This is a genomic window from Xanthobacter sp. 91 (genome assembly GCF_000702385.1).
Taxonomy (GTDB): Bacteria; Pseudomonadota; Alphaproteobacteria; order Rhizobiales; family Xanthobacteraceae; genus Xanthobacter; species Xanthobacter aminoxidans.
Map to the genome: position 1 here is coordinate 940890 of NZ_JNIB01000001.1, position 23798 is coordinate 964687.

The 23798-nt window shown below is 66.3% G+C and carries 27 protein-coding genes; 11 read left to right on the plus strand and 16 right to left on the minus strand.

All coding sequences use genetic code 11. The annotated features are described in order from the left end of the window. The first annotated feature begins 26 nt into the window (after positions 1-26). Both A37E_RS26335 and A37E_RS25815 read left to right on the plus strand, forming a co-directional pair. Positions 27-236: a helix-turn-helix domain-containing protein gene (locus tag A37E_RS26335; protein WP_081837784.1), complete on the plus strand. Its 210-nt coding sequence runs from the start codon at positions 27-29 to the stop codon at positions 234-236. 363 nt (positions 237-599) lie between these two features. Next, positions 600-2000, plus strand: coding sequence for a bifunctional DNA primase/polymerase (locus A37E_RS25815; protein WP_081837450.1), 1401 nt, complete (start codon positions 600-602; stop codon positions 1998-2000). Positions 2001-2586: 586 nt separating this feature from the next. Here A37E_RS25815 and A37E_RS0104570 read toward each other — a convergent pair. The 3 genes from A37E_RS0104570 to A37E_RS26805 form a co-directional block, all read right to left on the minus strand. Further along, positions 2587-2988 (minus strand): type II toxin-antitoxin system death-on-curing family toxin, encoded by a 402-nt coding sequence (locus A37E_RS0104570; protein ID WP_245279269.1) that lies wholly within the window; start codon positions 2986-2988, stop codon positions 2587-2589. A gap of 32 nt (positions 2989-3020) precedes the next feature. Next, on the minus strand, positions 3021-3245 hold the full coding sequence (locus A37E_RS0104575) for an AbrB/MazE/SpoVT family DNA-binding domain-containing protein (RefSeq protein ID WP_029555524.1): 225 nt from the start codon (positions 3243-3245) through the stop codon (positions 3021-3023). Positions 3246-3351: 106 nt separating this feature from the next. Then, complete coding sequence (locus A37E_RS26805; protein ID WP_029555525.1) at positions 3352-3618, minus strand: hypothetical protein; 267 nt, start codon at positions 3616-3618, stop codon at positions 3352-3354. Between A37E_RS26805 and A37E_RS0104585 the strand changes: the two genes are divergently transcribed. The 6 genes from A37E_RS0104585 (at position 3618) to A37E_RS0104610 (ending at position 9932) form a co-directional block, all read left to right on the plus strand. Continuing rightward, positions 3618-3938: a hypothetical protein gene (locus tag A37E_RS0104585; RefSeq protein ID WP_029555526.1), complete on the plus strand. Its 321-nt coding sequence runs from the start codon at positions 3618-3620 to the stop codon at positions 3936-3938. The genes A37E_RS26805 and A37E_RS0104585 overlap by 1 nt on opposite strands. A gap of 922 nt (positions 3939-4860) precedes the next feature. After that, positions 4861-5610: a Crp/Fnr family transcriptional regulator gene (locus A37E_RS0104590; protein ID WP_029555527.1), complete on the plus strand. Its 750-nt coding sequence runs from the start codon at positions 4861-4863 to the stop codon at positions 5608-5610. A 258-nt stretch (positions 5611-5868) separates the two neighbouring features. Continuing rightward, positions 5869-7173, plus strand: a complete 1305-nt coding sequence (locus tag A37E_RS0104595; protein WP_029555528.1) for a M20/M25/M40 family metallo-hydrolase — start codon at positions 5869-5871, stop codon at positions 7171-7173. Further along, positions 7170-8012: an ABC transporter permease gene (locus A37E_RS0104600; RefSeq protein WP_081837451.1), complete on the plus strand. Its 843-nt coding sequence runs from the start codon at positions 7170-7172 to the stop codon at positions 8010-8012. Before A37E_RS0104595 ends, A37E_RS0104600 begins: the two co-directional genes overlap by 4 nt. 25 nt (positions 8013-8037) lie before the next feature. Next, positions 8038-9057 carry an aliphatic sulfonate ABC transporter substrate-binding protein gene (locus A37E_RS0104605; protein WP_029555530.1) on the plus strand — a complete coding sequence of 340 codons (1020 nt, stop codon included), beginning with the start codon at positions 8038-8040 and terminating at the stop codon, positions 9055-9057. Beyond that, on the plus strand, positions 9054-9932 hold the full coding sequence (locus A37E_RS0104610) for an ABC transporter ATP-binding protein (protein WP_081837452.1): 879 nt from the start codon (positions 9054-9056) through the stop codon (positions 9930-9932). Before A37E_RS0104605 ends, A37E_RS0104610 begins: the two co-directional genes overlap by 4 nt. A 24-nt stretch (positions 9933-9956) precedes the next feature. Here the strand turns inward: A37E_RS0104610 and A37E_RS0104615 are convergent, their stop codons facing one another. The 7 genes from A37E_RS0104615 to A37E_RS0104645 form a co-directional block, all read right to left on the minus strand. After that, positions 9957-11333, minus strand: coding sequence for an amidase family protein (locus A37E_RS0104615; RefSeq protein ID WP_051678783.1), 1377 nt, complete (start codon positions 11331-11333; stop codon positions 9957-9959). After that, entirely contained in the window at positions 11326-12174 is an 849-nt protein-coding gene (locus A37E_RS0104620; RefSeq protein WP_081837453.1) for an ABC transporter ATP-binding protein, read from the minus strand. Before A37E_RS0104620 ends, A37E_RS0104615 begins: the two co-directional genes overlap by 8 nt. Next, complete coding sequence (locus A37E_RS0104625; RefSeq protein WP_024280625.1) at positions 12171-13010, minus strand: ABC transporter permease; 840 nt, start codon at positions 13008-13010, stop codon at positions 12171-12173. Before A37E_RS0104625 ends, A37E_RS0104620 begins: the two co-directional genes overlap by 4 nt. A 12-nt stretch (positions 13011-13022) precedes the next feature. Next, on the minus strand, positions 13023-14009 hold the full coding sequence (locus tag A37E_RS0104630) for an NrtA/SsuA/CpmA family ABC transporter substrate-binding protein (RefSeq protein WP_029555535.1): 987 nt from the start codon (positions 14007-14009) through the stop codon (positions 13023-13025). Between the two features lie 60 nt (positions 14010-14069). Next, positions 14070-14327 (minus strand): hypothetical protein, encoded by a 258-nt coding sequence (locus A37E_RS27350; protein ID WP_029555536.1) that lies wholly within the window; start codon positions 14325-14327, stop codon positions 14070-14072. After that, complete coding sequence (locus A37E_RS27355; RefSeq protein WP_245279270.1) at positions 14321-14497, minus strand: hypothetical protein; 177 nt, start codon at positions 14495-14497, stop codon at positions 14321-14323. Before A37E_RS27355 ends, A37E_RS27350 begins: the two co-directional genes overlap by 7 nt. Before the next feature lie 179 nt (positions 14498-14676). Beyond that, a complete protein-coding gene (locus A37E_RS0104645) occupies positions 14677-15414 on the minus strand; it encodes an IclR family transcriptional regulator C-terminal domain-containing protein (protein ID WP_029555537.1) in 738 nt (245 codons plus the stop codon). 157 nt (positions 15415-15571) lie between these two features. Between A37E_RS0104645 and A37E_RS0104650 the strand changes: the two genes are divergently transcribed. From A37E_RS0104650 to pcaF, 3 genes are read left to right on the plus strand one after another with little or no spacing between them, the layout of a single operon-like run. Continuing rightward, the gene (locus tag A37E_RS0104650; RefSeq protein ID WP_029555538.1) at positions 15572-16294 is read left to right on the plus strand and encodes a 3-oxoacid CoA-transferase subunit A; all 723 of its coding nucleotides are present in this window, start codon (positions 15572-15574) and stop codon (positions 16292-16294) included. After that, a complete protein-coding gene (locus tag A37E_RS0104655; RefSeq protein ID WP_029555539.1) occupies positions 16291-16974 on the plus strand; it encodes a 3-oxoacid CoA-transferase subunit B in 684 nt (227 codons plus the stop codon). Before A37E_RS0104650 ends, A37E_RS0104655 begins: the two co-directional genes overlap by 4 nt. A gap of 9 nt (positions 16975-16983) precedes the next feature. Continuing rightward, the gene (gene pcaF / locus A37E_RS0104660; protein WP_029555540.1) at positions 16984-18186 is read left to right on the plus strand and encodes a 3-oxoadipyl-CoA thiolase; all 1203 of its coding nucleotides are present in this window, start codon (positions 16984-16986) and stop codon (positions 18184-18186) included. A 103-nt stretch (positions 18187-18289) separates the two neighbouring features. On the opposite strand, the gene A37E_RS0104665 is transcribed toward pcaF, so the two are convergent. From A37E_RS0104665 to A37E_RS0104690, 6 genes are all read right to left on the minus strand, one after another. Then, positions 18290-18853, minus strand: coding sequence for an NADPH-dependent FMN reductase (locus A37E_RS0104665; protein ID WP_024280637.1), 564 nt, complete (start codon positions 18851-18853; stop codon positions 18290-18292). 30 nt (positions 18854-18883) lie between these two features. Continuing rightward, positions 18884-19171 carry a YciI family protein gene (locus A37E_RS0104670; protein ID WP_029555541.1) on the minus strand — a complete coding sequence of 96 codons (288 nt, stop codon included), beginning with the start codon at positions 19169-19171 and terminating at the stop codon, positions 18884-18886. Positions 19172-19270: 99 nt separating this feature from the next. Then, positions 19271-20269 carry a sugar ABC transporter substrate-binding protein gene (locus tag A37E_RS0104675; protein ID WP_029555542.1) on the minus strand — a complete coding sequence of 333 codons (999 nt, stop codon included), beginning with the start codon at positions 20267-20269 and terminating at the stop codon, positions 19271-19273. A 64-nt stretch (positions 20270-20333) separates the two neighbouring features. Further along, positions 20334-21308 (minus strand): ABC transporter permease, encoded by a 975-nt coding sequence (locus A37E_RS0104680; protein WP_029555543.1) that lies wholly within the window; start codon positions 21306-21308, stop codon positions 20334-20336. Further along, positions 21305-22267 carry an ABC transporter permease gene (locus A37E_RS0104685; protein WP_029555544.1) on the minus strand — a complete coding sequence of 321 codons (963 nt, stop codon included), beginning with the start codon at positions 22265-22267 and terminating at the stop codon, positions 21305-21307. Before A37E_RS0104685 ends, A37E_RS0104680 begins: the two co-directional genes overlap by 4 nt. Continuing rightward, on the minus strand, positions 22260-23798 hold the full coding sequence (locus A37E_RS0104690) for a sugar ABC transporter ATP-binding protein (RefSeq protein ID WP_029555545.1): 1539 nt from the start codon (positions 23796-23798) through the stop codon (positions 22260-22262). The genes A37E_RS0104685 and A37E_RS0104690 overlap by 8 nt, the downstream gene beginning before the upstream one ends.

The window sequence follows — 23798 nt, forward strand, 5'->3', positions numbered from 1 at the left end:
GACACCTCGAACCGATGGTGATCCCGATGAGCCAGGGCAATTCTCAACGCAGCCCTTCTGAAAAGAAGGTTGCACCATGCGCCTATTCAGTGAAGGACGCGGCGGAAGCCTACGCCATCAGCCGGTCGACACTTTACGTGCTGCTGAAGGACGGGAAGATTCGGGACCGGAAAGTCGGGGGCCGGCGCGTCATCCTGAAGAGTGACCTCGATGCCCTCGTCGGGCTGGAGGGCTGAGCCATGCCCCGCTCAGACAAATATGATGGCCGCCGCTGGAACCTGTCGCCCACGGGCGAATCGTGCGCCACATGCATCCACTTTTTCCCCTTTCGTCCACAGGATGCATGGCCGGACGGCGAGTGCCGTGCCTCACTTCCTACGCGAGGCGAGCGCCGCTGGCCCCAAGTCCGGTCCCGGTATGACTGGTGCAGTTGTTGGTCGCTCGACCCAACGGCACGGCCGCTGCCGGACTGGACTAACAAAAGTCATGGCCAGATCGCTGAAGAGATCGATCGCGGGCGCTAGCCAAGCCTGTACCCCACACAAGAATTGGGGTCGCCATTATGAAAGCTTGCCCATCAAATTTCGCAACGGTGCACGATGAGCGCGACGATCACACAAAACAATATCCCGCCCGCCAAGGCTCCCGGCGTTCCATCGTCGTCATCTATATTGGATGCCGCGCTCCAATACGCTGCGCACGGCTGGCCTGTATTTCCGTGCAACCCCGCGACGAAAGCGCCGCTGACGCCACGTGGTTTCCGCGACGCCAGCGCCGACCCGGTCGCCATCCGGGAGTGGTGGGCGCGCTGGCCCGGGGCGATGATCGGCTTGCCCACCGGCGCGGCCTCGGGCGTGGTCGTGGTGGACCTTGATGTGGACGACGGGAAAGGCCTCAACGGCATCGCCGAGATCGAGCGCCTGGAGGCCCTCCGCGGCCGACTGCCTGACGGTCCGGCCGCGACCACGCCGCGCGGTGGCGCTCACCTCTTTTTTCGCCACGATCCCGAGAGGCCGCTCCGATGCTCGACCGGCAAGATCGCCCAGGGCATCGACGTTCGCGCCGATGGCGGGTTCGTTGTGCTTGCTCCGTCACTTCGCGCTGATGGCGCGGTGTACGCGTGGATCGCGCCGCCTTTCTGCGACATCGATTTCCCCGAGGCCCCCGGCTGGCTTCTCGACCTCCTCGACCGGCCGAAAGCAGCACCCGCACCTGCCGCTCCCGTCGCCCGTCACCAGCCCACCGACCTCGATCCCCGCCGCCGCGCCTATGCCCTCGCCGCCCTCGACCGCGAGGCGGCAGCGGTGGCCACCGCGCCGGAAGGCGGACGGAATGCGCGGCTGAACGAGGCTGCCCACGCGATCGGCAATTTCGTCGGCGCCGGCGTCCTCGACGAAGGTGTGGTGATCGAAGCCCTCACCGCTGCTGCTCATGAAGCCGGGCTCGTCGGCAATGAGATCATGAAGACGATCAAGTCCGGCCTCATCGCAGGTGCGCGGAAGGAGCCGCGATGGCCGACGGAGTGGACCGACGATGCCGACGCCGTTGCCATCAACGCCCACCTCGTGGGCGTGGTGGATGGGGCGCCCCATCCGCCAGCCCCCGGTGGCGCGTCGTGGGAGGCACCCGATCTCAGCATCCTCGCCGAAAGCCGGCGCGCGCCGCCGAAGTTCGATCCAGAGTGGCTCGGCCCGCATTTGGCACGCTGGGCTGAAGCGCAGGCTCTCGCCACGTGCGCTCCTATCGACTACGTGTCAGTCTCGCTTTTGGCGTTGGTAGGTGGCCTTCTCGGCAACCGCCGCCGTCCGGTTGCGGGGGCGGGGTGGGAAGAGACGCCCGCCCTGTGGGCCGCGCTCGTGGGCGATCCGTCGTCGGGAAAGAGCCCAGCATCATCGGCGGTCATGTCGTTGGTGAACGCAGAGGAGGCCTCGCTCGATGCCGACTACCGCCACTGTCGGTGCTTGCAACGAGATGAAGGGTTGGCGACAGCTTCAGGCTGAGGCGCATCGCATACGCGTCGCCAAAGGGACCGACGACATATTGTGCGGGGCCCGAGCCCGCAGGTTGACAGCTGATGCAGAGGGGCAGGCGTTCCTGGGTGTCGCCGTGGGGGGTGCCGAGCGTGATGCTGGCGCGGTGCGTGGCCACGGGATCGATGCTGAACGTCACGCCCACGCAGAGCTCGGTCGTTTCGAGCGAGGTGAAGAGAGCCGGATCACACCACGCTCCGATGATTGCTTCCGACGACGCATGGATAAGGCGGCGGTGCCGGACGAGCAGCGGATGCGGGTAGGCTGAGGAAACGTGGGGGAACATGAGGCGACCTCTCGCATGAGAAGAGCGCCTCACCCCGGCCTAGGTGGCTTTATGGAGAAGGTCGAGAGAAGACCCAACGATATATTCGCTGGACGAACGTAAAAGGGAAGAGAGAGGACTGTTTTTGGTCTTGAGACAGAGGGACCCAGGCCGGACATGAGACACTGCCGGGCAGAAACGCGTCGGCTCAACTCATATAAAAATATCGTCTGCCTCAAAACACAGGGCACCTGTTCAGCGTAGAAGCCTCATTTTCACATGAACAGGACTTCATACCACACTCAGCGCGGCCTCTATTTTTGTTGCGAGTTCGTCTTCGGTCAACTCACTCGCCGCCAGCGCCAACCATGTCGTCACCGCTGCGGCATCGTCCAAAGTCAGCTCATAGCCGTTGAGGGCGAGGAACAGCTCGCACACCACGAAGGAGGTACGCTTGTTGCCGTCCACGAAGGGATGGTTCTTGGCGATCCCGTAGGCGTAGGCAGCAGCCAGGGCCGCCACGTCGGAGGCAGAGATCTGCTCTTGGCTGGCTTCGTCCTGCTGCATGTAGTGGTAGCGATTCTTCGGGCGATCGAGTGCCGTTTCCAGCAACCCCTCGTCGCGCACGCCTCTGCCGCCGCCATGCTCCGCGAGCTGGGCGTCATGAACGGCGAGCACAACGGCCTTTGTCACCCACCGCGGCTCCTGCCGGGCGGCCGGCTCGTTCACTTCGCCAGCTCACGCAGCACGTTGCGCCGCTTCTTCATGATCTTGCGGGCTGCCTCCATCTCCGCCTCGAACTCCGGTTCGTAGGGCGTGAGGTGATAGCCATCCGGCGTCTCGGTCAGATAGAGCGTGTCGCCCTGCTCCACCTTGAGGCGGGCCAGCACCTCCTTGGGCAGCACGGCGCCGACCGAGTTGCCGATTTTCCCAAGCTTGAGTGCGACCATGGCAATGGCTCCTTCCGTATGTACAGATGTATGAACTTACACCGGAACGTCAAGGCCAGTCCGCTCCCCCGCCAACTGGGAGGGGAGCGGATCTGCCTCAGCCCAATCAGTCCTCGGTGAAGGGCTCCCACTCGTCGATGAGACGGTGGACAGGCGAAAAGTCCGTGTAGCGCGCATGCAGGCGTGCAGCGAGGTCAGCGTCGCCCGCTGCGCCAATCGCCGCGATCACATCCTCCAGAGCCAGCGTCACGAAGGGCACCCCGTCCGGCCGGCGGTCAAGCATAGAACGATAAAGCTCCACGGCGTACCAAGCTTCCCGGTTGGCGGCAGGCGCGATCGTGACGAACAGGCCATGGGCACCGGCGAGTAGCAATGTCCGCCCTCATATATCGCGCTAAAACGCTCGGAACTATCTCCGATGAGGCGGCGACGAACCTGTACAAAATCATGAATATGCATGGATACCGGAAGCGGGAGCCGATCGAATTTGACATTGCTCCAGATGCCGGCAAGCTCGCTTCTCAGTTGGTTGCTCTTCATCTGAGCGACCTCGGCTACTCGTTAGAGGAGTTGGCCGCAGCGCTCAGGACAGAGCCGGAAGAGTTTGCGGAGATGCACGGTCTCCTAGCCCCCTCGACCTCTGCCGCAGGCAAATCTAAGCCCAAGCTTCAGCTTGTGGTCAACCGGGACTGACGCCCAAATTGGCAGTCCCTCCTTTTTCGATTTGTGTGCCGTCCAAGGTTGCTGGGCGGCACACCAACATGCTACATGGGAGTCTCAGGACCGTCGCAATCGGCTGGCTGATTTCATCGAAATATCAAGACCTTGCTATCGCTTTCGACAATGGCGCCAGCGTCTCCCCTTGGGAGCGCCATTGTTTTCAATGGCTTAGCGCAAAATCTCCTCTCGATAGACGTTCGGTACGGAGAAAATGCGGAAAAGCCGCCACCGTCCCGGTGCGTCCGCAGGCGTGCGCGTGGGGGCGAAATGGCCGACGCCGCTGAACCGAAGCCAGCCTCTCCCATGCTCTGATCGTGGCCCAGTTCACCGGTGGTGGATGAGCCCTGTCTCTTGAGTCGGTGTTCGGCCGCGCTTGCAGGGAGATCGCCATGCATGGCTTCCGATCTTCATTCTGCGATTGGGCTGCCGAGGTGGCGAGCTTCCCACGCGCGATCTCCGGGGCGGCCCTTGCTCATGTGTTGGGCGACGCCACCGATCGTGCCTACCGCAGGTGGGATGCGCTGGAGAAGCGTGAGGTGGGGCGCCCCTCGGCTTGCGATACATGTCCCCTGCTGGGCCCTTCGGTTGAGATGCGCCCCAGATGAAGCAACCTGAGTCAGAAATGGTGACGCCCCCAATGCTATAATAATAAATGATTCTGAGACACCATTGTGATACTGATAATTTATTCAAATATTAAATGGAATGTAATTTGTTTTATATCTAGAATTCTCGCCTGCGAGTCACCCAAGAGAGGCATTTACAGCCCCGTTTTATCTGGAATTATCAGAGCAGAGACTCTGCCAAATTTTTCTCGATCTCCATGCTGTCATCCGCCAGCCTTCACAGTACCTTGATGACCTCCACAAGCGCAAAGAGCATCTGGCGAGGGCAAATGGCGAAAGATGACGTCAAGGGAGATGCTCTCGACGCCCCTATTCTGCTGGCGGAATGGGAGATGCCCCTGCACCGCGAGGCGAGCCTGATCGAACGGCTCTCGGAGATGGATCAGGCCATCGTACGGATGCATGGGCGGGAGATGCTCCTGTCAGCCGGCGAGCCCCTGTTTCGTCAGGGCGAGCACCACGACGGCATCGTGGTGATCGAGGATGGGCAGATCCGCAGTTTCTATGTGGCGCCCTCGGGACGCGAGATCACGCTGGCCTATTGGTCCAAGGGCCATTTCGTGGGTGGACCCGACGTGTTCGGCGGCGGCACGCATATGTGGGCCGCGACCGCCATGCGGCCGAGCCGGCTGCTGTTCCTGCCCGGCGCGGGCCTGCGACAGCTGGCGCGGCAAGTGCCGGATCTCGCCATCGGCATCATCGACGCCCTTGTCTTCAAGGCCCGCTGCTACTCCGCCTTCGCGCAGATGTTGGGGACGCGGTCCGTCGCGCAGCGGCTCATGCAACTGCTCCAGCACCTCGCCCAGACCTATGGCGTAAAGGACGAGCGTGGCATCCTCATCGCCGCCGCCTTCACCCACGCAGATCTCGCCGCGCTCATTGGCGCCACACGGCAGTGGGTCACGGTACAGCTCGGCCGAATGCAGCAGGAGGGCATCCTCACCAACCGGCGCGGCCTGATGGTCATCCTGAAGCCCGAGGCGCTCACCTCGCAGCTGGAACACGCCGAGGGTCGGTGACAGCCTGCTTCAGAAGGATGGCTTCTGGAACCCAAGAAAACACAAGCAACAAATTGCCGTCATATAAAGAATGTCGATTTGATAAATTAATGGCCGCCTGATTGAGCGCGCTCCGGAATTCGGGCGCGAAAATGAGCGGGCGCCGCTCAAAGGCAATTCCTTTGCAATGGCGAAACCGCCAGTCCCGTCAAAGCGATATCGCGCATCCCGGCAATTGGCATCCCGCTTGCTCAGCTCTGTTGTGCTTTCGAGGATGCCATGACCGTCGCACTGTCTTCCCAGCCCGCCGCAGCCACCCCGCGCGATGCGGTTCTGTCCTTCATCACCGAAAAGGCGTGGCTCGATCTCGCCTGCGAATTGATCCCGGCCGGTCAGCCGGAGGCGGAAAATCCGCTAGATCCCGATCTGCCCGGCGGCAAGGAAGAGGGCATCGCCCTCCTGCTCGCCGACAAGCTCACAGCGCTCGGCTTCGGAGTGGACCTGAAGGCGCGCACGCCCCACCGGCTCAACGTCATCGCCGACCTTCCCGGCGCCCAGGAGGGGCCATCCCTCATCCTCAACGATCACCTCGACACCTATCCCGCCGGCGACTGGGCGGCGTGGACCATGACCGGCGGCCATCCCTTCCGGCCCACGCGCCACGGCGACCTGCTCTATGCCCGGGGAACCTCCGATACACGCGGCAACCTCGCCTGCACGCTGCTGGCGGTTGAAGCCATCCGGGCAGCAGGCGTGCGCCTCAAGGGCACGCTGAAATGCGTCTACACGGCGGACGAGGAGAAGAACGGGCCGGACGGCTCCATCTTCCTGCTCGACGAATGCGGGCTTGCCGCCGACTACACCATCGTCTGCGAGCCCACGGCCTGGACAGCGCCCGATGGCAGCTGGGGCATGGGCATCGCCATCGCCAATTGCGGCAACTTCCTCGTGGAGGTGGAGACAACAGGCATCAAGACCCATCTGTGGCGGCCCGATACCGGCATCAACGCCATCACCAAGATGATGGAGATGCTGCCGCAGCTCGAAAAGATGAGCTTCGCCCACACCGCTGCCCCGCACGCGGGCGGTACGCCGCCCATGGTCACGGTGCTGCGTATCGCCGGGGGCGTGCCGCGCGAGATGCAGTTCACGCCGGACAGCTGCAAGGCGGTACTGGGCGTGGTGGGCATCCTGCCGGGCATGACGCGGGACAGCGTGATGGCGGATATCAACCGCGTGATCGCCGGCGCGCTTGCCGCGGACCCGACCCTGAAGGCCGAGGCCCGGCCTTTCCCCGGCGCCCTGTTCGTGGACGGCACCGGCGAGCAGGAGGCGGATGCCGAGCCCGTCCGCGCCCTGCGCAAGGCTTACGGCGAGGTCCTTTCGGGCGAGCCGAAGCTCTACCGCAAGAACGCCTTCAACGACACCATCCGCTTCTCCGAGCGCGGCTTCAAGGCTGTCACCTTCGGCCCCGGCGAAGATGGCTGGGCGCCGGTGAACGAGAGCATCCACATCGGCAAGGCGGTCGCGGCGACCCGCATCCTCGCGCTCACCGTCATGGACCTTCTCGGAGTGGAGGAATGAGCGTCGTGGAAACGGCACGCGAGCCCGCGCAGAGGGCCGCCCGGCCCAGGCTGCTGGTGGCTCGGCTGCGGGCGGCCCTCCCCCGCACACGGCTTCTCACGGCGCTGACCGCCGCCACGCTCTTCGCGCTGTGGTGGCTCGCGGCCCACTATGCGTGGGTGAACCCGCTCTTCCTGCCCTCGCCGAAGGCGGTGTGGGACGCTTTCGTTCGCACCGCGACCGTGGGCTACCAGGGCAGCCTCCTGCACGAGCATCTCATCGCCAGCCTCTACCGGGTGCTGGCGGGATACACTCTCGCATGCCTCGTGGGCATCCCGCTCGGCATCGTCATGGGCCTCAGCCGCGACGTGAAGGCGGTGTTCGATCCGGTGATCGAATTCTACCGGCCCCTGCCGCCGCTCGCGCTCTACACGCTCATCGTCATGTGGCTCGGCATCGGCGACGCCTCCAAGGTCGCCATCCTGTTCCTGGCCGCGCTGCCGCCCCTGACCATCAGCTCCATGCACGCGGCGGCGAGCGTCGATCCGCGCTACGTGAAGGCGGCGAAAAGCCTCGGCGCCAACTCGCGCCAGCTGTTCCGGCACGTCTTCCTGCCCGCCTGCCTGCCCGGCATCTGCACCGGCATGCGCATTTCCCTCGGCTTCACCTACACGGTGCTGGTGGCCGCCGAGATCGTCGCCGCCACCGCCGGCCTCGGCTGGATGATCTGGGACGCGAGCAAGTTCCTGCTCGGCGACATCGTGATCATGGGCCTGTTCGTCCTCGCCTTCACCGGCATGGCGCTCGATTTTCTCATCCGCCTCACCGAGCGCGCCCTCACCCCCTGGCGCTTCCGCTGATCCCCTTCGCCGACTGGAGACTGAGATGACATCGCTTCGACGCACGGCTTCCCTTCTGCTTGCCGCCGCCGCCCTCTCCCTCGGCCTTTCGGCTGGCGCGCAGGCGCAGCAGAAGCCGGAGGGGATCACCATCGGCTATCTCAACCTCGTCAATGCCCAGCTCGTCACCAAGGCGCTGGGCCTACATGAGAAAACCGGCGTGCCCATCAAGTGGGTCAAATTCGGCTCGGGCGGCGACATGAACCGCGCCGTGGCCGCGAACCAGGTGGATTTCGGCGGCGTCGGCAATCCGCCCTTCACCCTCGGCGCCACCCGCGCTTTGCCCTACAAGGGCATCTTCGTGCTCAACATGCTCGGCCCGGTGGAATCCCTGGCCGTGCGCTCGGACAAGAACATCAAGTCCCTGAAGGACCTCGCCGGCAAGACGGCGGCCGCCCCCTTCGGCTCCACCACCCATTATCTGTTCATCGCGGCGCTGAAAGAGGCGGGGGTGAACCCCACCGACGTGAAGCTCATCGATCTGTCGCCCTCCGATGCCGTCGCCGCCTGGCTGCGCAAGGACATCGACGCGGCATGGATCTGGGAGCCCAACCTCGACAAGATCGTGAAGAACGGCGGCGAGATCTTCCTCACCAGCGGGGAAATGGCGAAGCGCGGCTATCCCACATGGGACGTGGGCGTGGTGATGAACGACTTCGCCGCCAAGTATCCCGATCAGGTGGTCGCCTACGTGAAGGCGGAATGCCAGGGCATCGACTACTGGCTGAAGCACCCGAAAGAGACGGTGGACATCATCGCCAAGGAATTGTCCCTGCCGCCCGAAGATGCCGAGCGCATGATGAAGGGCACCACCATGGTGCCCTGCCCCGAGCAGATCACGAAGGACTATCTCGGCACGCCCGGCCAGATCGGCCAGTTCGCCGACACCATGCTCGCCACCGCGACCTTCCTGAAGGACCAGGGGCGGCTCCCCTCCGTGATGGACCGGGCCGGCTACGCGGCCTTCATCGATCCGTCCTACCTCATGAAGGCGCTCGGCAAATGAGCGGCAGCCGGGAGGCCATCTCCATGGCCCCGCCCCCTCCCCTGCCCACGCACCTCGCCCCCGCACCGGGGCGAGGCCGGCTGCAGCTGAAAGACCTCTCCATCGCCTATGGCGAGGGCGCCGCGCGGCGGACAGTAGTGGAGCGCTTCGACCTCGACGTAGAGCCGGGCGAATTCGTCTGCGTGCTCGGTCCGTCCGGCTGCGGCAAGTCGACGGTGCTCAATGCGGTGGCGGGCTTCGTGCCCGCCACGCGCGGGCTTCTGGAAGTGGATGGCGAGACCATCCGCGGCCCCGGCGCGGATCGGGGCATGGTGTTCCAGCAGGCGACTTTGTTCCCCTGGAAGAGTGTGCTGGACAATGTGGCCTTCGGCCCGCTCATGTCCACCGGGAGCACCTCGACGGCGGAGCAGACGGCACGGACCTTCCTGTCCCTCGTGGGCCTTGCCGCGTTCGAGAAGCACTATCCGTCCGAGCTGTCGGGCGGCATGCAGCAGCGCGTGGGCATCGCGCGGGCGCTCGCCAACTATCCGCGCGTGCTTCTTATGGACGAGCCGTTCGGCGCGCTGGATGCCCAGACACGGGCGATGATGCAGGAAGCGCTCCTGAACATCTGGGCGGAGTTCCGCACCACGGTGCTGTTCATCACCCATGACATCGAGGAGGCCATCTTCCTCGGCGACCGTGTGGTGGTGATGAGCGCCAATCCCGGGCGCATCGTCGCCGACATCCGCGTGGACATTCCACGCCCGCGCACGCCGGAAGTGCAGTTCTCGGAGGCGTTCGTCGCCATCAAGCGGGAATGCTTCGCCCATATCCGGTCGGAAACGCTGAAGGCCTTCGCCCACCAGCAGAACGCGGCCGTGCCGGCGGCGTGAGCCTTCGGCGCGGGAGGGGCAGGGTTACACCTGCCGCTGAAACTGCCGGGCGAGCCCCGAAACGACACCATCCTGCCCGGCGAGCCCGATGAAGCTGAGCGATGACGGCAGGCCTGCGCGCGCCGGAACGCCCGGCGCCGCAATGGCGCACAGGTCCATGGGCCCGACGAAATAGGTGTAGGTGCCCATCACCCCATTGCGCACCATCGGGTCGGCCAGCATCTCATCGATGGTGTAGATGGTCGGCACCGTCGGCACCACGAAGGCGGCAAAATCGGCGAGCGCGATTTCGGCCACTCGCTTCAGCTCGCGCATCCGGTACAGCGTCTCGAACGCCTGCTTGGCGGAATAGCCGCGCCCCGGCTCAATGGCGGCGAGCGCGGCCGGGTGGATGGCATCGCGGTGGGTCGTGATGATCTCCTCGTACTCGACGAGGCGCTCGGCCACCAGCGCGGACTGGAACACCAGCCGCCCCGCCTCCTCGAACGGCGCGAAATCGATCTCCTCCAGCGTGAAGCCGAGCCCGCGCAGGCGGTCGAGATTGGCGGCGAAGGCAGCCTCGGCATCAGCATCGCCGAAGAAGCGCATCTGGTCCCGGCGCGGAATGGCGAGGCGCGCGGACGACGCCGGCACCGGCGCGGTTCCGATGGCGTCCGCATCGCGGCGGCTCCACGGGTCGAGCGGGTCATAGCCGGCGATCAGGCCGAGAATCTCGCTCGCGTCGTCCACATTGGTCGCGAAGATGGGGATGCAATCGAGCAGGCGGCTGTTGTAGACGGCACCGCGCGTGCTCACGAGCCCGAGGGATGGCCTCAGCCCCACGATGCCATTGCAGGCTGCTGGAACGCGTCCCGACCCGCCCGTGTCGCTCCCCAGCGAGAAGGAAACGATGCCGGCCGCCACGGCCACGCCGGAGCCGGAGCTTGACCCGCCGGGGATGAAGGCGGGGTCGAGCGCGTTGCGACACAGAGGCTCGGGGCTGCGCGTGCCGTTCAGGCCCGTCGCAAACTGGTCCAGGGTGTTCTTGCCGATCAGCACGGCCCCGGCCGCCTCCAGGCGGGTGATGGCCAGCGCGCTTTCCTGCGGCGCCATGGCAACGACCGGGCAATTGAGCGTCGTCGCCATCCCCGCCACGTGCAGATTGTCCTTCACCGAGAAGGTGAGGCCGAGCAGCGGGAGCGCCTCGCCGGCCCGCGCGCGGGCGGCGGCGGCAGCGGCCTTCCGCTCCACCTCTGCGCGGGGGACCAGCGCGGTGAAGATGCCATCCCCTGCCGCCGCCTGGGCGCGATCCGCCGCATCAAGCGCCAGCGCCACCGGATCGGCGCCGTCGGCGAGAGCGGCACGGGCGGTTGCGAAGCCGCTTCGCGGAGGGCGGACCGTAGGGGCAACCTTGTCAAGCATCGTGGGTCCCTTCGAAGGCCTTCTGGCTCTGCTGTCGGATGAGATCGAGACACTCCCGGCGAAGCGCCTGGAAGCGGGCCCCCAGCGTGGTCTCGATGGCGCGCGGCCGCGGCAGGTCCACGGCAACGTCGCGGACGATGCGCCCCGGCCCCGCCGACATGACGAGCACGCGGTCCGCCAGCAGCACAGCTTCGTCAATGTCGTGCGTGACGAAGAGGATCGTGGTGTCCAGCTGCGCCCACAGCCGGAGCAGGCCCTCCTGCATGACCGTGCGGGTCTGGGCATCCAGCGCGCCGAACGGCTCGTCCATCAACAGGATGTTCGGCCGGTTGGCGAGCGCCCGGGCGATGGCGACGCGCTGCTGCATGCCGCCCGAGAGGGTGTGCGGAAGGGCCTTGGCGTACCGCGAAAGACCGACCATCTCGATCAGCTCGTCGGCGATGGCCCCGGCGTCGGCCCGTGATTTGCCGGCCATGCGCGGGCCATGCGCCACGTTCGCCCGCACCGACTTCCAGGGAAACAGCCGGGGCTGCTGGAACACGACACCGCGATCCGGTCCCGGTCCCGTGACGACCTTCGTGCCCACCACCACCTCGCCCTCATAGGGCGTCTCGAAGCCGGCAACGGCATTGAGCAGGGTGGACTTTCCGCAGCCGGACGGCCCCAGCAGGCAGATGAACTCGCCCCGGCGCACCTGGAATGACACCCGGTCGACGGCGGGCACAAGTTCGCCGCCGTCCCGCTCGAACGCGATGGTGACATCACGCACGTCGATTTCCACCTCGCCGGCCTCCCTCACCGGGACGGGCACGGGCTTTCGGATCATGGAAATGATGCTCATCGCCACCACACCAGGCGCTGCGCCAGCATCGCGAAGCAGCGATCGGCGATGAAGGAGATCAGGCCCAGCGCCGCGAGGCCGGCGAAGACGAGACCCGTCTGCATGTTCTGCTGGGCGAGCTGGATGCGATAGAAGATGCCGGCGAACGCGCCCGCCAGCTCCGCCGCCACCAGCGTGTAGAAGGAAATGCCCACCGCCGTGCGCAGGCCCACGACGATGAAGGGCAGCGCGCTCAGCAACACCACCTCGCCCACCAGCCGGCGGCGTGGCGTGCCCAGCATCTGGGCGGCGCGCACCAGTCCCTGATCCACCTTCTGGACGCCGAGATGGGTGGACAGCCAGACGGTGAAGAACACACCCCAGACGATCAGGAAGACCTTCCCGCCCTCCGACAGCCCGAACCACAGGATGACGATGGAGACGAAGGCGATGGGCGGGATGGGCCGCAGCACCTGGAACAGCGGGCCGAGCAGCCCGGAGAAGAAGGCAGAGCGACCGGTGAGCAGGCCGCATCCCACGCCGACGACGGACCCGACGAGATAGCCGGTGGCCACGCGCTTCAGGCTCGCCACCGCGTCCTCGACGAACAGGCCGCTCGTGACCCATTCCATCGCCGCGCGTGCAACTTCGGTGGGCGCGGGAAAGAGGATGGGATTGACGATCCTCGCCTGCGCGATCAGTTGCCAGACCATCAGGAAAAGGGGGATGGAGACGAGCCCCACCGCCATGTTGATCCGCTGGCTCAGCCGCGCATTGCGCCGCCGTTTCGCCCCCGCGGCGGGGAGCGCGCCACCCCCGCGTGGGGAGAGCGCCGCGGAGGTGGAGATATCAGCCATGATGCCGGCGCTTCAGTTTAGCTTGTAGGTGACGCGGGCGGCGTCCAGCGCACGCAGGGGGTCGGGAAAGAGAACCACCGCGAAGTCCGGGACGCCGGTCACGCCGGGCGGGTGGTTCTTCGTATCGAGACGCCACTGGGCATGGGCCTTGAGGGCATCGATCTGCTTCGCCCCGATGCCGACCTGATAGACATAGTCGCTCCAGATCGGCTTCAGATCCTCCGGCTTCATGCCCACGGCATTCGAAACGACCTCGATCGCCTCTTCGGGATGCGCCTTCACCCACGCTTCGGCGGCGATGAGCGCGGCGAGGAATTTCGAGACGATCTGCGGATTGGCCTTCAGGTAATCCTGCATCACCACGATGTTGAAGGTCTCGGAATAGACGCCCTTGGTATCGAGCAGCGCGACATCGTCACCGAGCGCCTTCCGGCCGTTGGCAATGTGCGGCTCCCAGGTGTCGTAGGCATCGATGCTCCCGGCCGCCAGCGCGGGCAGCATCTCCTGGGGCTTCAGATTGACCAGCGTGACATCCTTGCTGGTAAGGCCCGCCTTCTTCAGCAGCTCGGTTGTGTAGACCTCGCTGCCAGTCCCGGCGGTGTAGGCGATCTTCTTGCCCTTGAGATCGGCGAACGACTTGATGGCCGCCTTTTTCGCTGTCAGCGTTTTGATGTCCGAATATTCCATGCCCGCCACGAAGGCGATGGGCTGGCCGGCCATGGCGGCCGCCGTGACCGGCGCTTCTGCCGTGGTGGCAATGTCGGCGCCGCCCCCGATCACCGTGTCGAGGGCCTGCTTGCCACTGGTGAAGTTGCTCACCGAGACATCGAGGCCTTCCTTCTCGAACAGGCCCTGCGCCTTGGCGACGATGGTCAGCGCCGAGATGGGGGCGAGGTTCTGTGCGAGGCGGGCCTTCACAAGCTCTGCCGCTCCGGCGCTCGATACGGGGCCCAGGAGAATTGCAGCGGCGATGATGCTGCAGAACTTGAAATGCTGCATGGCCCGGTCTCTTTGCTGCTGTGCACGGATGCCCCCCATCGAGCGCGTCCTGGCCGCGCTTTAGAAGCAATTAATTGCTGACTGCAGAGGCCTCGGGCGAAGCGCGATGATCTCGTCATAGAGCGAGACGCAGATGCGCCGGCTCATGCACACCGCCATGGCCTTGCCGACGAGGGCGGCGAGGCGGTTTTCCAAGTGCTGCACCAGATCCTCGGCGATCATCTTCAGCCGCTTGCGAGAGCCGACGAGAGCTTCGATGGTTTCCCACTTGCGCTTGATGGCCTCCTGCTCGGTGACGCCCTGATCCTCAGTCAGCACCTCAATCTCGGCGTCGATGCGAGGCTTGGGTAGCGCGTCTCGCCGATGCCGGGCGCGAACTTCTGGATCGTGGTGAAGATCACGCCACCAGAGGCGCGTTGCAGCTCGGTTTGCAGTTCCTCGCGGCTGTCCACCCGCACCGGCGCCTGGCGGATCAGGTCGCGGCACAAAGCGAAGGTGTTGAACAGCTGCTCGCCGAGATCGATCGTGATCAGACCTCCCCGACCGCGGCAGCACTTTCAGCAGCCGCCAGAATGACATCTTCTCCCGCCAGAGAGGTCGAGCAAGGCCCTCTCGTGCCTCAGCCGGAAGAGGCACGGCGCGCTGCGGCGCCTGCGCTCTCAGGCCCCTATCGCAGGATCTTGCGGATTTCCCCCTGCACGCGAACGAGCGCCGGAAGATAGCGGGCCGACAGCGTTTCCACGTCCCCCGCGAGGGCGGGCAGGCCGAGGTTGAGCGCCGCCACGGCGACGCCCCGCGCATTGAGGAGCGGCACCGCGATGGAGCGCAGGCCGAGTTCAACCTCCTGGTCGATCACGGCATATCCCCGCTCCCGCGCGCCCTTCAGCTCGGCCATAACCGCATCGGGATCGGTCAGCGTCAGCGGCGTGCGCGCGACCAGCGGCCGCAGACGCAGGCGGCGTAGGGCCTCGGCCTCCGGCAAGGCAGCGAGCAGCACGCGCCCCATCGAGGTGCAATAGGCCGGCAGGCGCGAGCCGGGCATGAGCGCGATGGACATCACCTTGCGCTGCGCCGCGCGCGCCACATAGACGATCTCATCCTCATCGAGGACGGAGACGGATGAACTCTCCCCCAGCTCCTCGGACAGCCGGTCAAGCCAGGGCTGCACCATCTGCGGCAGCGGCATGGCCGCAAGGCACGCGGTGCCGAGCCTGAGCACGCGGGGCGTCAGGGTGAAGAACTTGCCGTCGTAGTCCGCATACCCGAGATGAGCGAGGGTGAGCAGGCAGCGCCGCGCCGTCGCCCGGTCAAGGCCGCTTGCCGCCGACACCTCGGCGATGGACTGGCGTGGGCGCTCGGCGGTGAAGGTCTCGATCACCGAAAGCCCCTTGGCGAGGCCGCCCATGGTGTCGCGCTGGGAAATACCGGTCACGGCGGCCTCTCGTTTGTGCGATATGTCAACAAACTTCCTATATCGCACAAAACGGATTGAAGTCGAGGGCGGTGTTTTTTATTCGTCGGGTATCGAAAGGGGCGCCGCCCCAGGCGCAACAGGGATGTCCATGGACAAGACGATCGCCACACCCGCGGAGGCGGTGGCCGACATCGGCGACAACGCCACGGTGATGATCGGAGGCTTCGGCGGCTCCGGCGCGCCCATCGAGCTGATCCACGCTCTCATCGACCGCTTCGTGAAGACCGGCTCGCCGCGCAACCTCACGGTGGTCAACAACAATGCCGGAAACGGCCATGTGGGCCTCGCCGCCATGATCGAGGTGGGGATGGTGGGCAAGCTCATCTGCTCCTTCCCCCGCTCGGCGGACCCGCGTGTCTTCACACAGAAGTATCTCGCCGGGGACATCGCACTGGAGCTGGTGCCGCAGGGCACGCTCGCCGAGCGCATCCGCGCGGGCGGCGCCGGCATTCCGGCCTTCTACACGCCCACCTCCTACGGCACCGAACTCGCCAACGGAAAGCCGACCGCCGAGTTCGACGGCCGCCCCTATGTGCAGGAGCGCTGGCTGAAGGCCGATTTCGCGCTGGTGAAGGCGCATCTCGGCGATCGCCTCGGCAACCTTACCTACAACAAGGCGGCCCGCAATTTCGGCCCGCTCATGTGCACGGCCGCGCGGCACGCCATCGTGCAGGTGTCGCAGTTGGTGCCGCCCGGCACCATCGACCCGGAACACGTCGTCACCCCCGGCATCTTCGTCTCGCGCGTGGTGGAAGTGACCAACCCCGCCCAGGAAGAGCTGCTGAACCGCGCCGGAGCAACCTATCCATGACCGCCAGCGACGATACCAAGCTCTCCAACGCCCAGATCGCCTGGCGCGCCGCGCAGGACATCGCCGACGGGGCCTATGTGAACCTCGGCATCGGCTTTCCCGAGATGGTCGCGCGCTATCAGCCGGCCGGCCGGGAAGTGATCTACCACACCGAGAACGGCATCCTCGACTTCGGCCAGGAGCCGCCCGCGGGCGAGGAAGACTGGGACCTCATCAATGCCGGCAAGAAGGCGGTGACGCTGAAGCCCGGCTCGGCCTTCTTCCACCATGCGGACAGCTTCGCCATGGTGCGCGGCGGGCATCTGGATGTCGCCATCCTCGGCGCCTACCAGGTGGCGCAGAACGGCGACCTCGCCAATTGGAGCGTCGGCGCCAAGGGCGTTCCGGCGGTGGGCGGGGCCATGGACCTCGTGCATGGCGCCAAGCGCGTCGCCGTCATCACCGAGCACGTCACCAAGTCCGGCGAGCCGAAGCTGCTGGACCGCTGCACCCTGCCCCTCACCGGCGTCGGCTGCGTCACGCGGGTCTATACCAGCCTTGCCGTGGTGGATATCAAGGGCGGCCGCTTCGTGCTGCGCGAGAAACTGCCCACCATCACGCTCCAAAAGCTCCAGTCCCTCACCGGGGCCGAGCTGGTCATCGCCGGCCCCGTGGCCGATCTCATCGTCCCCGAGCTCTAGGAGCACGCAATGAAGGACGTCTTCATCTGCGACTATGTCCGCACGCCCATCGGCCGCTTCGGCGGCGCACTCGCCTCGGTGCGGGCGGACGATCTCGGCGCGGTGCCGCTCAAGGCGCTCATGGCGCGCAATCCCGGCGTGGACTTCGCCGCCGTAGACGATGTGATCTTCGGCTGCGCCAACCAGGCGGGCGAGGACAATCGCAACGTGGCGCGCATGTCGCTGCTGCTCGCCGGCCTGCCGGTCGGCGTGCCGGGCACCACCATCAACCGCCTGTGCGGCTCGGGCATGGATGCCATCATCGCTGCCGCCCGCGCCATCAAGGCGGGCGAGGCGTCGCTGATGATCGCCGGCGGCGTGGAATCCATGTCCCGCGCCCCGTTCGTCATGCCCAAGGCGGACACGGCCTTCTCCCGCCATGCGGAGATCCACGACACCACCATCGGCTGGCGCTTCGTGAACCCGCTGATGAAGGCGCAGTACGGCGTGGATTCCATGCCGGAGACCGGCGAGAACGTGGCCGAGGACTTCGCCATCAACCGCGCCGATCAGGACGCTTTCGCCTTGCGCTCGCAGGCCAAGGCTGCCGCCGCGCAGGCGAACGGGCGGCTGGCGCGGGAGATCGTTCCGGTGGCCATCCCCCGGCGCAAGGGCGACCCCATCCTCGTGGAGCGCGACGAGCATCCGCGCGCCACCACCATCGAGGCGCTGGCGAAGCTCTCCACCCCGTTCCGCAAGGGCGGCACGGTGACGGCCGGCAATGCCTCGGGCGTCAATGACGGTGCCGCCGCGCTGATCCTCGCCGACGCGGAGACGGCCGCGAAGTATGGCCTCACCCCCATCGCCCGCGTGCTGGGCGGGGCTGCGGCCGGTGTGCCGCCGCGCATCATGGGCATCGGCCCGGCGCCGGCCTCCAAGAAGCTGATGGCGCGCCTCGGCCTCACCCCGGCCGATTTCGACGTGATCGAGCTGAACGAGGCCTTCGCCTCCCAGGGCCTCGCCACCCTGCGCGACCTGGGCATTGCCGACGACGATGCGCGGGTGAACCCCAACGGCGGCGCCATCGCGCTCGGCCATCCCCTCGGCATGTCCGGCGCCCGCATCACCGGCACGGCGGCCATCGAACTCTCCCTGACCGGCGGCAAGCGCTCGCTCAGCACCATGTGCATCGGCGTCGGCCAGGGCATCGCGGTGGCGCTGGAGCGGGTGTGATCGGCCCTTCCGGCAGGCAACAAAAAAGCAGCGGCGAGGGGCCAAGCCTCTCGCCGCTGCCGTTTCAGGGGCATGCCAGCTTCAGGAGCACGTCAGCTTCAGGTCAGCGCAGGCGCTCGGTCCAGGCCGCAAGCGCGGTGAGCAGCTGGCGGATGAAGTCCGCCGTCGCCTCGTCCGTGAGGGCGCCTGAGGCGTCGAACTTGGTCTGGGCGGCGCCGATCATCACTTCCGGCTTGTTCAGCGGGAAGGCGTTGAGGAACACCAGCATCTGCCGCAGCTGATACTGCGCCCGCGCGGTGCCGAGAACGCCCATGCTGGCGCCCATGATGGCCACGGGCTTGTTGTCGAACGGCTGGCTCGGCGGGCGGGAGGCCCAGTCGATGGCGTTCTTCAGCACGCCGGGGATGGAGTAATTGTACTCCGGTGTCACGAACAGGATGGCGTCCGCTGCCGTCAGCTGGGCACGGAAGCGCTCCACCTCCGGCGGATAGCCGGCGAGGCGCACGTCGTCATTGTAGTGCGGCAGATCGCCGATCTCGGCCGCCTCGATGGTCATGCCTTCGGGCGCGAGATCCATGGCCGCCTTGAGGGCCATCGTGTTGTAGGAGCCCTTGCGCAGGCTGCCGGAAATTCCCACCACCCGGATCGGGCGGGCATCACTGGACATGTGTCGTCTCCTTGAAATGAGATTGGGCGCTCAACCCTGGCGACGCAGGAAGCCGGTGATCGTCACGCGCTCCCAGATGTCCGCCTTTCTGAAGGGATCGGCCGCGTTGAACGCCTCGACGGCGGCGCGGTCCGGCGCCTCGATGAGGAACAGACTGCCGATCATCGTGGTTCCGTCATCCGCCACCAGCGGGCCGGACATGACGATCTCCACCCCGAACGCCGAGGTGTCGGACAGGAAGGCCTTGTGCGCCTCATAGTGGGCGAGGCGGGTGTCGAGCGCGCCTTGGCGATCGACACCGTGGATGGCGAACAGCATGAGAGAGGCTCCTTCGCGAGCGGGGCGGCACGCGACCTCAAGCCGGTGTCGCCCCGTCCGGGTGATAACACGCCGTCTTCTCAGAACGGCGTCAGGTGATCAGTTGGTCTTGGTGGGCGCCTTGGTGGCCATGGCGGCGGCGTCCGCCCAGCTCGGGCAGGTGCGGGCCTCCAGCGGCACGTCGTAGGGCTGATAGTTGGAGGCGTTGACCACGGTCGGCTTCAGCACCACTTCGTTCACGATGGCCTCGTTGCGCAGGGAGCGGATGGCCACCATGGTGCCGATGCAGCCCTGGACGAAGCCGTTGTAGTCGCCCGAGGCGAGCAGCTTGCCGGCCTTGATGGCGTCGATCGCCTCCTTGGTGCCATTGATGCCGATGACCTTGGCCTTGCGGTTGGCGCCATCGAGCGCCTCGATGGCGCCGATGGCCATGGCGTCGTTGGCGGCGAGCACGCCATCGATCTGCGGATGGGACTGCATCAGGTTTTCCATCACCTGCAGGCCCTGCAGGCGCTGGTAGTTGGCGGGCTGGCTCGCCAGCAGCTTCACGTCCTTGTTTTCCTTGATGGCGTCATTGAAGCCGCGCACCCGGTCGATGTTGGTGAGCGAGCCCTTCACGCCCTCCAGGATCACCACATTGCCCTTGCCGCCCATCTCCTTGAGCAGGTAGCGGCCGGTCTCCAGGCCGAGGCTGTAGTCGTCGGCGCCGACGAAGGCGAGGAACTTGCCGCCGGCCGAGCGGTCGGTGACGTTCACCACCGGGATCTTGGCGTCGTTGATCTGCTCCACGCCCGGCACCATGGCCTTGTAGTCCACCGGCACGAAGACGATGGCGCTCGGCTTCTTCACGATCACGTCCTCGATCTGGCTGAGCTGCTCGGGGATCGAGTCCGGCTTGGTGGGAATGTAGTGCACCACCTTGGCGCCCATGGACCTGGCCGCCACCTCGGCGCCCACGCGCACCGTCTGGAAATAGGGGTTGGTCTGGTTCTTGGTGAAGACCGCGATGGTCTCGTCCGCGGCCAGCGCGCCGGTGGACAGGAGCGCCACCGGCAGCGCCGCGGCGATGAGCCTGAAGTTCGACTTCAATTTATTCATGGGGTCTTCCTCCGATTCTTGATATTTGGCGTTTGACTGTTTGGCGTTTGACTTGGATTACGCTTCAGGACCGTTTGCGCCCGACCATGTCGAGCCAGACGGCGAAGATGACGATCACGCCCGTCACCAAAGGCTGCCAGCTGGCGTTCACGGCGAGCAGGTTCATGCCGTTCAGCACCAGCGTAAGGATGAGCGCGCCGACGAAGGTGCCGAACACGCTGCCCACCCCGCCGAAGAGCGATGCGCCGCCGATGAGCACCGCCGCGATGGCCGGCAGCGTCATCGCCTCGCCGATGTCCCCTTCGGCCGAGTTCAGCCGGGCGAGGAAGACGATGGACGCGACGCCCGCCATGGCGCCCGAGAAGGCGTAGACGAGGATCAGGCGGCGATCGACCGGGATGCCCGAGAGCCGTGCCGCCATGGGGTTCGCGCCGATGGCATAGATCTGCTGACCCCACACGGTGCGCTGGGCGAAGACGGTGCCGGCGATGAGAAAGCCGATCATCAAGTAGACCGGGATCGGGATGCCGAGGAAATAGCCCGAACCGATATGGCGGAAGCCGGGCGGGAAGCCGTGAATGGTCTCGCCGGCCATGTAGTAATAGGTGACGCCGTGCAGCACCCACAGCATGCCGTAGGTGGCGATGAAGGAGGGGATGCGCAGCTTCGCCACCATCAGCCCGTTGCAGATGCCGATGGCGCAGCCGCTGGCCAGCCCGGTGAGCGTGCCCAGCGCCGGCGAGCCGGTTGCCTTGATGACGGTGGCGGCAAGGCAGGCGGAAAGCCCGATGTTCGCGCCCACAGAGAGATCGAGCCCCCCGGTGAGGATCACCAGCGTGAGCCCGGAGGCGAGGAAGAACAGGAGGCTCGCCTGCCTGAGCACGTTGAGGATGTTGTTGGTGGTGAAGAAGGCATCCGTCGCGATGCTCAGCGCCACGCACAGGAGGCCCGCTGCCAGCAGCCGGTAGAGGAGCTGCTGCATGTCCTTGGACAGATGGATGCGGGGCGTGCCCGCGGAGACGTCGCCGGCGAGGCTCATGACTTCTTGCTCCGCATGCCGTCGAGGAAGAGGGCGAAGATGACGAGGACGCCGATGCAGGCCACCTGCACCGAGGAAGGCACGGCCATGAGGTTCAGCCCGTTGCGCAGCACGCCCACGGTGAGCACGCCCATGAGGGTGCCGAAGATCCAGCCGTTGCCCTTCTCGAAGGAGGTGCCGCCCAGCGCCACGGCGGCGATGGCGTCGAACTCCATGCCGATGGCGGCGGTGGGATGGCCGGCATTCATGCGCGCCGTCATCAGCAGGGCCGCGACGCCGGCCATGGCTCCGCCCAGCATGTAGACGGAGATGAGCAGGCGCTTCCACTTGACGCCGGCCAGCGTCAGCGCCTCGCGGTTGCCGCCCAGCGCGCACACATAGGTGCCGAAGCGGGTGTGGTAGAGCAGCACATGGAACAGGGCGTAGAAACCCGCGCCGATGAGGATGGGGTTGGGGATGCCCGCCACCTCGCCGGAATAGACCAGCCGCACGAAGCGCGGGATGCCCACCACGCTCTGCCCGTCCGAGACGATGAGCGCGAGCCCCTGCGCCGCGCCCAGCGTGCCGAGGGTGGCGACGAAGGGCGGGATGCCCAGCGACGCCACCAGCCAGCCGTTGGCGAGGCCGAAGGCGAGGCCCACGCCGAGCGCCCCGGCGAGACCGAGCATCAGCGACTGGGTGGCCACCACGATCAGCGCCAGCACCAGCGAGGCGAGGGTGAGCACCGCGCCCATGGAGAGGTCCAGCCCCTCCGTCATGATGATGAGCGTCATGGGCAGCGCGAGGAGCAGCAGGATCACCGACTGCACCAGGATGTTGGAGAGGTTGCCGGCGGTGAGGAAGCCGGGGCTCGCCACCGCCAACAGCACACTGAGGCCGACGAGCGCCACGGCGACGCCGGGCACGGCGGGGATGCGCGGCCGCGCGGGGGCAGAGGGGGAGAGGGCGTGGTCACTCATCGTGCATCCCCATTCGGACGATGTTCTCTTCGGAGAGGTCGGCGCGGCCAAGCTCGCCGACGATGCGCTTGCCGCGCATGACGTAGGCGCGGTCACAGACATGGACGATCTCCGCCTGCTCGGAAGAGATCATGAGCACCGCCGCCCCTTCGGCGACGAGCTGATCGATGAGGGCGAAGATCTCGGATTTCGCGCCCACGTCGATGCCGCGGGTGGGCTCGTCGAAGATGAAGAGGCGCGTGCCCGCGGCGAGCCACTTGCCGATCACCACCTTCTGCTGGTTGCCGCCGGAGAGGACGGCGACACTCTGGTTCGGCGAGGGGGTGGCGATGCGCAGACGCTGGATCAGCTCCTGCGCCGAGCGCCGGGCCTTGCCGGGCGAGAACATCATGTTGGGGAACAGCTTGGGCAGGCCGGCCACGGCGAGGTTGTCGCTAACCGTGCGGATGAGGGCCAAGCCCTCCGCCTTCCGGCTCTCCGGGATGAGGCCCACGCCGGCAAAGGCCGCGGCGTCCGGCCCGCCGGTCCTCGGCTTGCCGAAGATGCGGACCTCGCCCGCCGTCACTGCGTCCGCCCCGAAGATGGCGCGGGCCACCTCCGTGCGGCCGGAGCCGACGAGGCCGCACAGGCCGACGATCTCGCCGGCGCGGACCTTCAGGTCGATGTCGCGGATGCCGTTGGTGGAGGACAGGCCCTTGGTTTCCAGCACCACCTCGCCCGGCTCGGTGGCGAAGCGGCGGGGATAGGACATGTCCACGTTGCGGCCGACCATCATCCGCACCAGTTCGTCCGGCGAGGTCTCGCCCGGAAGCGCGCGGCCCACGAGCTTGCCGTCGCGCAGCACGGTGATGCGGTCGCCGAGGGCGAACACCTCGGCCATGCGGTGCGAGATGTAGACGAGGGCGACGCCCTTCGCCTGCAACTGGCGCATGACCTCGAACAGGCGCTCGGTCTCGCGGTCGGAGAGCGCGGCAGTGGGCTCGTCCATCACGAGAATGCGGGCATCCTGCGACAGCGCCTTGCCGATCTCGACCATCTGCTGCTGGGCGACGCCGAGCTGATGCACCTTGGTGCGCGGGTCCACCTCCAGGCCGATCAGATCGAGCACCTTCTGCGCTTCGCGATAGAGGCGGCGGCGGTCCGTCAGGCCGGGGATGCGCGAGGAAAATTCACGGCCGAGAAAGATGTTCTGCGCCACGTCGAGATAGGGGACGAGGGAAAACTCCTGGAAGATCACCGCGATGCCGAAGCGCCGCGCGTCGGCGGGGGAGCGGATCTCTACTTTTTCACCATTGTGGAAGTATTCGCCGGCATCCGCCTGATAGGCGCCGCACAGCACCTTCATGAGCGAGGACTTGCCGGCGCCGTTCTCGCCGAGGAGCATGTGCACCTCGCCCGGCCACACGGCGAAGGACACATCGTCCAGCGCCTTCACGCCCGGAAATGTCTTGGAGATGCCCTTCAGCTCCAGAATGGGGGTGCCGGGCACGGCCGGGGGCGCGGCCAGCTCGAGGCGAGGCGTCGTTGCCAT